This is a genomic window from Congzhengia sp. (genome assembly GCF_037235575.1).
Lineage (GTDB): Bacteria > Bacillota > Clostridia > UBA1381 > UBA9506 > Congzhengia > Congzhengia minquanensis.
In genome coordinates, this window is record NZ_JAXUNN010000025.1 from 127,413 (window position 1) to 140,124 (window position 12,712).

General features: G+C 46.5%; 12 protein-coding genes. 7 read left to right on the forward strand and 5 right to left on the reverse strand.

Going from position 1 to position 12,712, the window contains the following annotated elements:
- Window positions 1-61 precede the first annotated feature (61 nt).
- On the forward strand, window positions 62-469 hold the full coding sequence (locus WIG73_RS05005; RefSeq protein WP_337399537.1) for a hypothetical protein: 408 nt from the start codon (window positions 62-64) through the stop codon (window positions 467-469).
- A gap of 48 nt (window positions 470-517) precedes the next feature.
- Here WIG73_RS05005 and WIG73_RS05010 read toward each other — a convergent pair whose 3' ends face one another.
- Window positions 518-733 (reverse strand): helix-turn-helix transcriptional regulator, encoded by a 216-nt coding sequence (locus WIG73_RS05010; RefSeq protein ID WP_249311370.1) that lies wholly within the window; start codon window positions 731-733, stop codon window positions 518-520.
- 96 nt (window positions 734-829) lie between these two features.
- Between WIG73_RS05010 and WIG73_RS05015 the strand changes: the two genes are divergently transcribed.
- Window positions 830-1,438 (forward strand): GNAT family N-acetyltransferase, encoded by a 609-nt coding sequence (locus tag WIG73_RS05015; RefSeq protein WP_337399538.1) that lies wholly within the window; start codon window positions 830-832, stop codon window positions 1,436-1,438.
- Window positions 1,439-1,494: 56 nt separating this feature from the next.
- Here the strand turns inward: WIG73_RS05015 and WIG73_RS05020 are convergent, their stop codons facing one another.
- Genes WIG73_RS05020 through WIG73_RS05035 form a run of 4 tightly spaced genes read right to left on the reverse strand, consistent with a single transcriptional unit; the run spans window position 1,495 to window position 7,868 of the window.
- On the reverse strand, window positions 1,495-2,172 hold the full coding sequence (locus tag WIG73_RS05020; protein WP_337399539.1) for an SGNH/GDSL hydrolase family protein: 678 nt from the start codon (window positions 2,170-2,172) through the stop codon (window positions 1,495-1,497).
- Entirely contained in the window at window positions 2,162-3,088 is a 927-nt protein-coding gene (locus WIG73_RS05025) for a DMT family transporter (RefSeq protein ID WP_249311373.1), read from the reverse strand. The genes WIG73_RS05020 and WIG73_RS05025 overlap by 11 nt, the downstream gene beginning before the upstream one ends.
- 22 nt (window positions 3,089-3,110) lie before the next feature.
- On the reverse strand, window positions 3,111-4,364 hold the full coding sequence (locus WIG73_RS05030) for a glycosyl hydrolase family 28 protein (RefSeq protein ID WP_337399542.1): 1,254 nt from the start codon (window positions 4,362-4,364) through the stop codon (window positions 3,111-3,113).
- Between the two features lie 18 nt (window positions 4,365-4,382).
- Window positions 4,383-7,868, reverse strand: a complete 3,486-nt coding sequence (locus tag WIG73_RS05035) for a DNA polymerase III subunit alpha (RefSeq protein ID WP_337399543.1) — start codon at window positions 7,866-7,868, stop codon at window positions 4,383-4,385.
- Between the two features lie 188 nt (window positions 7,869-8,056).
- Between WIG73_RS05035 and trxA the strand changes: the two genes are divergently transcribed.
- The 5 genes from trxA to leuS are packed head-to-tail and all read left to right on the forward strand — an operon-like array spanning window position 8,057 to window position 12,687.
- The gene (gene trxA, locus WIG73_RS05040; RefSeq protein ID WP_177680060.1) at window positions 8,057-8,377 is read left to right on the forward strand and encodes a thioredoxin; all 321 of its coding nucleotides are present in this window, start codon (window positions 8,057-8,059) and stop codon (window positions 8,375-8,377) included.
- Window positions 8,378-8,394: 17 nt separating this feature from the next.
- A complete protein-coding gene (locus WIG73_RS05045; protein ID WP_177680059.1) occupies window positions 8,395-8,697 on the forward strand; it encodes a YhbY family RNA-binding protein in 303 nt (100 codons plus the stop codon).
- A 2-nt stretch (window positions 8,698-8,699) separates the two neighbouring features.
- The gene (nadD, locus tag WIG73_RS05050; RefSeq protein ID WP_177680058.1) at window positions 8,700-9,296 is read left to right on the forward strand and encodes a nicotinate-nucleotide adenylyltransferase; all 597 of its coding nucleotides are present in this window, start codon (window positions 8,700-8,702) and stop codon (window positions 9,294-9,296) included.
- 9 nt (window positions 9,297-9,305) lie between these two features.
- Window positions 9,306-10,256 carry a bis(5'-nucleosyl)-tetraphosphatase (symmetrical) YqeK gene (gene yqeK, locus WIG73_RS05055; protein WP_337399544.1) on the forward strand — a complete coding sequence of 317 codons (951 nt, stop codon included), beginning with the start codon at window positions 9,306-9,308 and terminating at the stop codon, window positions 10,254-10,256.
- A 19-nt stretch (window positions 10,257-10,275) separates the two neighbouring features.
- Window positions 10,276-12,687 (forward strand): leucine--tRNA ligase, encoded by a 2,412-nt coding sequence (gene leuS / locus WIG73_RS05060; protein ID WP_337399545.1) that lies wholly within the window; start codon window positions 10,276-10,278, stop codon window positions 12,685-12,687.
- The last annotated feature ends 25 nt before the right edge of the window (window positions 12,688-12,712 follow it).

Genomic DNA, 12,712 nt, shown 5'->3' on the forward strand with positions numbered 1-12,712 from the left:
ATTTTTTAACAATGTATTAACGTTTTCATTTCGGGCATATTAAACAGAGGTGATTAAATTTATGAATGAAAAATTAGCCGGCGGGCCTGTCCGTCTATTCGGATTGGCCGCGCTGTTTTTAATCGGCGCGGTTGGGTATGGCGCCATAGAAATTCTGTGGCGCGGATATACGCACTGGACCATGCTTTTCGCAGGTGGAACTTGTTTCACGATATATTACAAACTATGTGAAGATGAAAAAAATATGCCGCTTTTCGCAAAATGCTTCTTCGGCGCACTGATTATCACCTGTGTGGAGCTGATGTTCGGCACTGTGGTAAACGTTTTGCTGAACTGGAACGTGTGGGACTATTCAAACATTCCGCTGAACTTTTTCGGTCAGATTTGCCTGCCGTTTTTTGTGCTTTGGTTTTTGTTGTGTGTTCCAATAACTGCGCTGTGTAACGGAATTCGCAAATGGAAGGCGTAAAATAAAACTGCGTTGCTCCCGGAATTTCCGGGAGCAACGCAGTTTTATTTATGTTTGTTCAGAATAAAATGTCGGATCATCACTTCTTTCGAGGAGATAGTCCAATGAAACATGAAAATAATCGGCAATCAGAATCAATTCCCGATAGCCCGCCTCGCGTTCGCCGTTTTCATAACGGGAGATGGTATTTTGGTTCATATTTAAATCCATTGCAAGTTTTAGCTGCGTTATATTTTTTTGTTTTCTTAATTCTTTTAATCTCATACACACATCCTCTTGACATGATTATACCAATTTGGTATAATCAATATTATCCCAAATTGGTATATTTTAATTTTATTATTCGGAAAGGAAAAAGAAATGTTTATATATACAGATGCGTGTGAAGCCGAAATTCCCGAAATTGTGCAAGTTCACTTAAAATGCTTTGAAAGTTATTTTCTCAGTTCTTTGGGTGAAACGCTGCTTGAAAACTATTACAAACAATTTTTGAAAGAAGATAATTTATTTGTGGTTGCAAAGGATTCTGAAAATAATAAAATAATTGGTTTTTGTATGGGATATTACAGCGGTAGTCAGGCAAAAAATCATTTTGAGCAAAAAAATAAAGCCGCTTTAGCAAAAAAACTTTTCTTTCTGTGCTTAAAATTAGATAGAGCCGCAATATCACGGTGTTTAAAAAAAATCTCCACTGTTTTCAAACAAAAAAATAAACATACGACAGCGGAACATGCAAACACAGCGAGTTTGCTGTCTATTTGTATTTTAAATGATTATAGAGGAAAAGAATACGGCGTGTCAGAAGTATTGCTTCAAAATTTCGAAAAAAAATTAATAGAAAACAAAATAAAAAGCTACACATTATCTGTCTACAAAGATAACGGAAGAGCAAGAAATTTTTATCTGAAAAACGGTATGAAATGTATCGCAGAACATGACGGCAGCGCCATATATATCAAAACTTGTTAAAATTTGATGATATAAAAACAGGCCGGAAAGCAAATGCTTTCCGGCCTGTTTTTATGTTACTGTGAAAGGACGCGGCTGAGGCGTGAAAAGTCGAACCCAACTTCTTTTAAAAATTCCATTGCAATCAGCGTGGCGCCTGTGCCGTTGGGGTGTACCCTGTCCCAGGTGAGGTAGCTGGAATGGCGCACCTTTAAATATTCGTCAAACACCCTCTGCAAATTAATGCAGATAAATCCATAATCCTTTGCTATGCGTTTTACTGCCGCCACATATTCATCCATGCGTTTTCGCATCATGTCCTCTTTTAACGGTTCCATGTAATAGGGCGTCATCAGCGTAACGCCTTTCACATAGGGAACGGTTCTGTCTAAAAGCTCCCGGTAGGTTCTTTCATAAATTTCAGGCGTAATGCAGTCTTTGGCGCAGCAGTCCGGCGTGTCGAACTGCCGCCACACGTCGTTAATCCCAATTAAGATGTTCACCCAATCCGGCTCTAAATCTAAAACGTCAGACTGCCACCGGTCGTCTAAATCCAAAACATTGTTGCCCGAAATGCCCATGTTCGTAATTCTGATGTTTCTTTCCGGGTAATAGCCATTGATGAAATTGCTGATTACGCGGATAAACCCTGTTCCCACACCGTCGTGCAGGCCCTCGCCCACAGGGCGCGCTCTTCCGAAGTCTGAAACAGAGTCGCCGATAAACAAAACCCTGTCTTTTGCGTCAAATATCATTTTCTGCCATCTCCTTATTATTTTTCAAAACAGCCGCCCTTTCAGGAAGCTGAACCAGCACAATGGCGGCAAACATCAGCGTGCAGCCAAAAATCTGCGGCACGTTCATGCGTTCGCCCAAAAGAATCCAGCCGGAGAGCACCGCAAACACCGACTCTAAGCTCATCAGCATGGAGGCCGATGTGGGGTCTGTATATTTTTGCCCCACAATCTGCAGGGTGTAGGCCACACCGCAGGACATAATTCCCGAATATAAAATCGCGCCGATGCACTGCTTAATTAAGGCCCAATCAGGGCTTTCAAAGAGAAACATTGCAATGCAGTTTAACAGTCCGCAAACAAAAAACTGCGTGCAGGCAAGCTTAACCCCGTCGGTTTTCGGCGCAACCCTGTCAATGACTAAAATATGGAACGAAAACACAATGGCGCACAAAAAGGTTAAAAAGTCGCCAAAGCAAAAATTGATTTCCGCCCCAAACAGGCACAAAAAATACATTCCCAAAACCGCTAAAAGCACGCCGGACACTATTTTCAGGTTCAGCTTTCTTCCGGCAAAAATACCCATGACGGAAACAAAAATAATATACAGCGCCGTGATAAACCCGCTTTTTCCCGCCGTTGTTTCCTTAAGTCCCAGCGACTGCAGCGTGGAGGCTACGCACAGCAGCACGCCGCAAACAGCGCCGTAAAGCAGCAGCTTTTTAAAATTGCACTTTTTATACGTTCCCTTTTTCTTTTTCCCTGCGTCCGTTATCAAAATCACGGGCAAAAGAACCAGGCCGCCTAACAGCGTCCGGATTCCGTTAAAGGTGTTTGCGCCGATATAATCCATCCCTATGCTTTGGGACACAAACGAAATTCCCCAAACCAATGCGGTAATTGCCAAAAGAAAATTACCGCGCATTTTCGTTGACATTTTACTCCTCCAAATTCACAATTTATTCTTTTATATCTTCTGTAACACACATCGGCCGAACATCCTTACTTTTCAGCGTCAGGTTCACGTTTTCCGCACGAAAGCCGTCTGCATGGCGCACATAAATTCCCCAGGCGGGCAGCACGCCGAAGTTATGAAATTCAGGATAGCGCACGCCCATTTCAGGAACTTTGCCCACAGGCGCCATGGCTTCCCCGCCTGCCATTTGCATATCCACATTGCGGATTACAATGTTTTTAAGGCGCGCGGTTTCCGTTCCCGAAACCACAATGCAGCTTTTCGCGTTTCCCCAGGCCTCGCCTTTGTAGGTTGTGCCAATTGCGTTCACCGCGTCGCCGTGAATGTCAGAAATTAAAAGGTTTTCAATCACACCCGGTTCCTTTCGCTCATGCCCTTCGTGGTAAACCCGCAGGCGCTCGCCGTTGGCAATGAAAATCGGCCCGGTGGTGTTTAAAAACGTAATATTTTGAATGGTGACATTTTTCGCGTTTCCGCCGTCAACAGGAACAATTTTAATGCCGCAGCCGTTGCAGTCGTAAACAAAACAGTCGGAAATGGTGATGTTCTCGAAATCGCCCACCGACTCTGTGCCGATTTTGATTGCCGCCCAGTTGGTAGTAATGACACAGTTTTTCACCGTAATGTCACGGCACGGCCTGTCTACCGTGGCTTTCAGGCAAATTGCATCGTCGCCGGTGTCTAGGCTGCAGCCTGAGATGACGCACCTTCTGCATGCGTCAATGTCAATGGCGTCGTTGTTTTCATTCACGCGGCTTTTAATGGTAACGTTTGTAACCGTTACGTCCTCACAGTCCATCAAATGCAGGTTCCAGGCCGCGGAATCGCGAAGTTCAATTCCGTCTAACGCAATGTTCTTACAGCCAATGAGCCGCACCAAAAAAGGCCGCTCCAAATGGTTGGGGTGTTCCTGATTAAAAATGCCGCCCCTGCCGGAAATCACGCCGCCGCCATAAATTTTTACGTTTGTCACATTTTCGGCATAAATTAAACTTTTGCCCCGCAGGTTGTCCACCGCGTCGGTAAACAAATCCACGTCAGAGGAATATTCGCTGAAATCTGCCGTGCCGAAAAGATAAGCTCCTCTTTTTAAATTCAGTTTCAAATTGTCCCGCAAAAAAATGGTTCCCAGCACATAAGCTCCCGGTTCAACCGTAAGTTCCGTCCCGCTCTTTGCGGCGCTGTCAACCGCCTCTTGAAACCGTTTTGTTGTCATATTTTCAGGTGTAATGTTCATTGTTGTGTTTCGTCTCCTCTATTTTAAAATAACGTTTTTTTCTCCAAGCAGGCGCTTTAGCGCGCCAATCACATCGTCTCCCCCGCTGCACCAAAGGCTTTTTGGGGCCAGGGCAGTCATATTTTTTTCCTCCACAAAAATATATGCAGGCACGTCGCCTGTGTGCTCCGCCAAAATGGCTTTTGCCCGGTCGATTAAAAAGTCCTTCCCCAGCTCAAATTTCATAAAGAGCTTTTGCTCGCCTGCCGGAGGCTTCATGCCGTGCTCTAAGGGAGAAATGGCGTCGCAGAGGATTTTTGGCTCTTCGTCCTCCCGGAAAGACAGCCTGCCGCTGATAACAATAGGAGCATCCTCGGATAAATATTGTTTGCACCGCTCATACACGTTGGGAAACACCAATATTTCCGCCTGGCCGGTTAAATCCTCAGCGGTGACGAACGCCATCATCTTGTTATTTTTTGTTATCTTTGTTTTCACTCCGGTGGCTAAAGCGCAGATTTTCACTTTTGCGCCGTCTGTAACGTTCCGGTTTTCTTCAAAAACTGCCGCCTCGTCCTCTCCGTCCGGGGTGCTTCCCCGCTGCAGCTCAGAAAAAGACAGCGTTGAAATGTCCGCAATTTCGTCTGCAAACTCGTTTAAGGGGTGGCCGGAAATGTAGTAGCCAATGCTTTCTTTTTCCAGCTTTAACAGTTCCTTTTGAGAAAACTCTGCAATGTCTGTGGAAAAAGCGTCGGCGGTTTCTTCTTCGTCCCCCCAGAGGGACATCTGACCGGAAATGTTCCGCTTAAAGTCGTCGGCAAACGAATCGATAATACCTTCAAAATCCTTTAGCAGACAGGAGCGTTTTTCGCCCAGGGCGTCGAACGCGCCGGCCTTGATTAAATACTCATGCACGCGCTTTGTAACGTTCAGCGAAAGGGTTCGCTTTGCAAAATCGCGGTAGCTTAAATATGCCCCGCTGCTTCTGCGCTCCTCCACAATCGCCTCAACACAGCCAACGCCTACGTTTTTAATCACCGCCAGCCCGAACCGGATATCCCCGTCGGTAACGGTGAACCCTGCGGCGCTTTTGTTAATGTCCGGCGGCAGAATTTTAATGCCCATCCGCGCCGCCTCCGCGGAATAGCCGTTTACCTTGTCCGGCGAATCCAGCACCGAAGAAAGCAGCGCCGCCATATACTGGGCGGGATAGAAATATTTTAGATATGCGGTCTGGTAAACCACAAACGCATAGGCCGCGGCGTGGGATTTGTTAAAGGCATAGTTGGCAAAGTCCATCATTTCGTCAAAAATCGCGTTTGCGGTTGCCTCGTCCACGCCACGCCGCAGGCAGCCTTCAATCTGAACTGTGCCGTCTTCATTTTCCTTGCCGTAAATAAAGTTTTTGCGTTCTTCGTTCATCACATCGGCTTTTTTCTTGCTCATGGCGCGGCGCACCAAATCTGCCCGGGCCAGAGAATAGCCGCCTAATTTCCGCACAATTTCCATAACCTGCTCCTGATAAACCATGCACCCGTAGGTGACGTTTAAAATAGGCTCTAACGCAGGGTGTTTATATTGCACGTTTTCAGGGTGAATTTTGTTTGCAATATACCGCGGAATCTGGTCCATTGGGCCGGGACGGTAAAGAGAAATGGCGGCAACAATATCCTCTATGTTTTCCGGCCGCATTTCTTTAATAAACTGTTTCATGCCCGGGCTTTCCAGCTGGAAGACCCCCTCTGTTTCTCCCCGGGAAATCATTTTATAAACGCCGTCTTCGTTTAAATTAATGTCGTCAATGTTAATTTCCTCGCCGGTGGAATCCTGAATAATGTTCAGAGCGTCTTTAATAATTCCTAAATTCCGCAGCCCCAAAAAGTCCATTTTTAAAAGCCCAAGCTCCTCCACGGTGTCTTTCGGAAACTGCGTGATTAACACATCGTCATTTTTTTGCAGAGGCACATATTCCGTCAGGGGCTTTTGCGAAATCACCACGCCTGCCGCGTGGGTGCCCGCGTTGCGGATTAAGCCCTCTAAGGCCATAGCGTCGTCAATCAGTTCATGAACGGTTGCGTCGCCGTCATATTTTGCCTTCAGCTCCGGATTGAGCTTTAACGCCTTGTCTATGGTCATGTGCAGGTCAAAGGGAATCATTTTCGCAATTGCGTCCGTGTCGCTGTAGGAGATGTCCAGCACGCGCCCAACGTCGCGTATGGCGTTTTTGGCCTTCATTTTGTTAAACGTAATGATCTGCGAAACGCAGTCCCTGCCATATTTTTCAACAACATAGTCAATTACCTGCTGCCGGTCTTCGTTGCAGAAGTCAATGTCAATATCCGGCATGCTGATGCGTTCCGGATTTAAGAACCGTTCAAAAATCAGTCCGAACCGAATGGGGTCGATGTTGGTAATATTCAGGCAATAGCTCACCACACTGCCGGCGGCGGAGCCTCTGCCCGGCCCCACGGGAATTTTTCTGTCTTTGGCAAATTTAATAAAATCCCAAACGATTAAAAAATAGTCTACATAGCCCATGCTGCGGATCACTTCAAGTTCAAAATCAAGGCGTTCCTTTACTTCATTCGCTTTTTCGCCGTACCGTTTGCGAAGCCCTTCATAGCAGAGGGATTTTAAATAGTCAAACGCGTCGCCGCTGTTTGGCACCGCAAACTTTGGCAGCTTCAGCACGCCGAATTCAAATTCCAAATCGCACATGTCTGCAATTTTCTGTGTGTTAGAAAGCGCGCCCGGAACCTGGCCGAATAAAGCGTTCATTTCCTCTTCGCTCTTTAAATAAAACTCGTCGGTCTCAAAGGCCATTCGGTCGGTTTCCGCCACCTTGCGGTTGGTTTGAATGCACATGAGCAAATCCTGATATTTTGCGTCCTTTTTTTCAATGTAGTGCACATCGTTGGTGGCAACCAGCCCAATGCCGGCTTCCTGGGCGTAAGGAATTAAAAATGCGTTCACGCGGCGCTGGTCGGCAATTCCGTGATTTTGAATTTCCAAAAAGAAATTTTCTTTGCCGTAAAGGCTGCTGTACTGTGCGATCAGCTTCTTTGCCCGCTCCTCATCTCCGTTTACAATGGCCTGGGGAATTTCCCCGGCCAGACAGGCAGAAAGGCAAATCAGCCCCTCTGCGTGCTGTTTTAAAACAGAAAAATCCACCCGGGGCTTGTAATAAAACCCATCTATGAACCCGGCGGAAACGACTTTAATTAAATTGCGGTATCCCGTCATGTTTTTTGCAATCAGCACAAGGTGGTGGGTGGTGTTGCCGTTATCGTGAGACTTTATGTTCCTGTCCTTCGCCGCCACATACACCTCACAGCCGATTAACGGTTTTATTCCGGCTGCTTTCGCCTCTTTATAAAACTCAATTACGCCGCACATGTCCCCGTGGTCTGTAATTGCTAAGGCGTTCATATTCAGTTCTTTGGCTCTTTTAACCAGCGGCCCGATTCTGCAGGCGCCGTCTAAAAAGCTGTATTCCGTATGGGTGTGCAAATGAACAAAGCTCATAGTTCTCTCCTTTTATGTAAATCTTACATCTATTGTACATTGATTCCGTAAGAAAATCAACATTTTTCTCAATATTTTTATCGTTTAGCATTTGACTTTTTTCCTGCATGCCTGTATAATATTATAGTATAAATAGGCAAACTATATTGAGCATGTTATGTGCAAACTAAAAAAAGGAAGTGTGCTTTATGGCGGCAATTCATTTGACAAAAGAAAATTTCGACGCTGAGGTATTATCCTCCGACGTTCCGGTTCTGGTGGACTTCTGGGCATCCTGGTGCGGCCCGTGCAAAATGGTTGGCCCGCTGATTGAGGAGCTGTCAGACGAATTCAGCGGAAAAGCAAAAATTGCAAAAGTGGATATCGACAAAGAGGGTGAGCTTGCTATGCGCTTCAACGTGATGAGCATTCCCACCATTATTGTGTTTAAAAACGGCGAGGTTGCCGACCAGAGCGTTGGCGCGTTCCCCAAAGGCCATTACAGCGATATGCTGACAAAACAACTTTAACACAAGGCGGTAAAACTATGATAACCAGCAAACAGAGGGCATATCTTCGTTCCCTTGCAAACGGCGTGCCGTCCATTTGCCAAATCGGCAAGGACGGAATTACGGAAAATTTAACAAAACAGCTCGACCAAGCACTTGCGGCAAGAGAAATTGTAAAAACCAACGTTTTGGAGAATGCCCCCTGTTCCGCCAGGGAAGCCTGCACCGAGCTTTCTATAATTTTGTCGGCGGAGCCGGTTCAGGTAATCGGCAAGGTGTTTGTGCTCTACCGGCAGGCACCCGATGAGAAAAAAAGGACCATTGCGCTGAAAGGGAACTGAAAATGAGTAAAATCGGTCTTTTCGGCGGGACGTTCGACCCCATTCATTTTGGACATTTAATGCTTGCGGAACAAGTTTTAAAGGAATTTTCCCTTGATGAAATTAAATTTATTCCGGCGGGCATTCCTCCCCACAAGACAAAAAAAAAGGTGACGGATAAACAGCACCGGCTTAACATGGTGCTTCTGGCCACAAAGGACAACCCCCGGTTTTCCGTTTCAGATTACGAAATTTGCAATGAGCGCTTAAACTATTCCTATATTACGATTTCACATTTTAAAGAACAAAATCCAAAGGACGAATTTTTCTTTATTGTGGGCGGCGATTCGTTCCGTAATTTTCCCGAATGGAAAAATTACAGAACCTTAATTTCGCTGTGCACTTTTATTGTTGTGCCGCGGCCGGGAATCGAGCCGACCGGGTATTTTGAAAAGTTTTGCGGAGATGAGGCGCCGCCCCGGGTGTTTTTTTTAACCGGATTTTCGTGCGGAATTTCCTCAACAGCAATCCGAATGCAGCTGAAAGAGGGAAAAGAAGTTTCAGGGCAGGTGCCGCCTAGTGTAGAGCAGTATATAAAAACCAACAAACTTTATATTTAGGAGCCGGAAATGACTACGGAACAAATGAAAGAAAAACTTGGCGGTATGCTGACCGACCACAGATATACACACTCTTTGGGCGTGATGGAAACGGCCGAAAAAATGGCAAGGCTGTTCGGTGCAGATGTGCAAAAGGCGCAGACAGCCGGCCTGCTTCACGACTGCGCCAAACAAATTGACCGCGAAACCCAGCTCGCCATGTGCGACAAGCTGGGCGTGCCGTTAGACGATTTAAAGCGCGAAAACACTGCACTCTTGCATGCGGAGCTGGGCGCACGCTTAGCAGAAACGGAGTTTGCCGTATGCGACAGCGAAATTCTGGGGGCCATCAAGTATCACACCCTGGGCCGCGCAAACATGACGGATTTAGAAAAAATTTTGTATCTTGCCGACATAATTGAGCCCAACCGCAGGGAGTTTGAGGGATTAAAAGAATTGCGCGCCCTGTGCGAAAAGGATTTAAACGAGGCGCTTTTGTATGGGCTGGAGCTTACCATTGCCCACATTGGCAGAAAGGGCCGCATTTTACATACACAAACCATGGAAGCAGAAGCATTTTACCGAAACCTGCTCCACAAGGAGGCTTACCATATGAAACCACTGGATGCATTTGAAAAAGCAAAAAAGGCTGTGAAGGTGTTAGACGCAAAAAAAGCCAACGACATTGCGCTTTTAAAGGTCAGCGACCTAACAATTTTGGCGGACTATTTTGTAATCTGCTCGGCAAATTCCACAACCCAGGTGCGCGCTTTGGCCGACAGCATTGAAGAAGAATTTGAAAAGGTTGGGATAAACCCTCTGTCCCGGGAGGGCAAGCAGGGGCTGAACTGGATTTTATTGGACTACGGCGATTTTATTCTTCACATCTTCTATCAGGAAACCCGGGAGTTTTACGGTTTGGAAAAGCTGTGGGACGACGCGGAAAAGATGGATGTTGATAAAATTATAAACGAATCATGAAATAATTTGGAGGCTCTAAATGGACTATAATTTTAAAGAAATTGAAAAAAAGTGGCAGGATAAATGGTATTCGGAAAATACCTTTGCCGCAAAAGACGACTTTACGCTTCCGAAGTTCTACGCCCTGGTGGAATTTCCCTACCCTTCCGGTCAGGGCCTGCACGTGGGACATCCCCGAAGCTACACCGCCTTAGACATTGTGGCGCGAAAAAAACGCATGGAGGGCTTTAACGTGCTCTACCCCATGGGGTGGGACGCTTTTGGCCTGCCTACGGAAAACTACGCGATAAAGAACAAAATCCACCCTGCAATTGTTACAAAAAATAACATAGAAAACTTTAAACGCCAGCTGAAAAGCATTGGGTTTTCGTTTGACTGGTCGAGAGAAATCTCCACCACCGACGAAGCATACTACAAATGGACCCAGTGGATTTTTCTGCAGTTGTTTAAAAAAGGCCTGGCTTATAAGCAGGAAATGCCCATTAACTGGTGCACCAGCTGCAAGGTTGGCCTGGCAAACGAAGAAGTTGTTAACGGCGTTTGCGAGCGCTGCGGCAGCGAGGTTGTGCAGCGGAATAAATCGCAGTGGATGCTGAAAATTACCGACTATGCCCAAAGGCTTATTGACGATTTAGAAGGCCTTGACTACATAGAAAAGGTGAAAACCCAGCAAAAAAACTGGATTGGCCGCTCTGAGGGTGCAGAATTGGATTTTCAAATTGACGGCACCGACGACGCCATCCGCGTTTACACCACCCGGGCCGACACGCTGTTCGGCGCAACCTATATGGTGCTTTCGCCGGAACACAAAATCATTGAAAAATATGCGGACAAACTGCAAAATATTGACGAAGTGCGCGCATACCAAAAAGAGGCCGCAAGAAAGTCGGAATTTGAGCGCACTGAGCTGACAAAAGAAAAAACCGGCGTAAAGCTTTGCGGAATTACAGCAATTAACCCGGTAAACAATGAAAAAATTCCGGTGTTCATCTCCGATTATGTGTTAACCAGCTACGGAACCGGCGCCATTATGGCGGTTCCCGCCCACGACGACCGCGACTGGGAATTTGCCAAAAAGTTTGGCCTGCCCATTGTGGAAGTGGTTGCCGGCGGCGAGGACGTGCAAAGCAAAGCCTACACCGACACCTACAGCGGCAAAATGGTGAACTCCGGCTTTTTAAACGGCTTAGAGGTGAAAGACGCCATTCGTAAAATGATTGACTTTTTAGAGGAAAAGGGCATTGGAAAACGGAAAGTCAACTACAAACTGCGCGACTGGGTATTCTCGCGTCAGCGGTATTGGGGCGAACCCATTCCCCTGGTTCACTGCGACAAATGCGGCTGGGTTCCGCTGCCGGAAGACCAGCTGCCGCTGACCCTTCCTGAAACCGACAACTTTGAACCCGGTGAAAACGGCGAATCGCCTTTGGCAAAAATGACCGACTGGGTAAATACGACCTGTCCGCACTGCGGCGGCCCCGCCGTGCGCGAAACAGACACCATGCCCCAGTGGGCAGGTTCCTCGTGGTACTTTTTGCGCTACATCGACCCCAAATGCGACACCGCCCTGGCCGCCAAAGAAAAGCTGGACTATTGGCTGCCGGTGGACTGGTATAACGGCGGCATGGAGCACACCACGCTTCACCTGTTATATTCCCGGTTCTGGCACAAATTTTTGTATGACATCGGCGTTGTTTCTACGCCGGAACCGTATAAAAAGCGCACCTCCCACGGCATGATTTTGGGCGAAAACGGCGAAAAGATGTCTAAATCCCGCGGGAACGTTGTAAATCCGGACGACATGGTAGCAGAATTCGGCGCAGACACCTTTAGAACGTATGAAATGTTTATCGGCGCGTTTGACCAGTCTACCCCCTGGTCGATTAACGGCGTTAAGGGATGCTACCGGTTTATTGAGCGCGTTTGGAATTTGCAGACAATTGTAACAGACGAAGAGGGCTTAAGTCCCGACTTAGAAAAGGCGTTCCACAAAACCATCAAAAAGGTGTCGGAAGATTTCGACAAAATGAAGTTTAACACCGCAATTGCAGCTTTAATGGCGCTGATCAATGAGATTTATAAAAAAGGCAGCATTACCCGGGGTGAGCTGAAAATTTATATTACGCTCTTAAACCCCGCCGCTCCCCACCTGACGGAGGAAATGTGGGTAAATGCCGGATTTAGCGGCTTTCTGCACGACACAAAATGGCCGGAATTTGACGAAGCAAAAACAAAGGACGATACGGTTGAAATTGTTGCGCAGATTAACGGCAAGGTGAAAGACAAAATTGTGATTTCCGCAGACCTTTCCCGGGAGGAAATGGAAAAGGCCGCGCTGGAAAACGATAAAATTAAAGAGCTTGTCAGCGGCAAAACCATTGTTAAAGTGATTTGTGTGCCCAAAAAGCTTGTAAATATTGTTGTAAAATAAATTTTAAAACCGCACAGGGAATTTC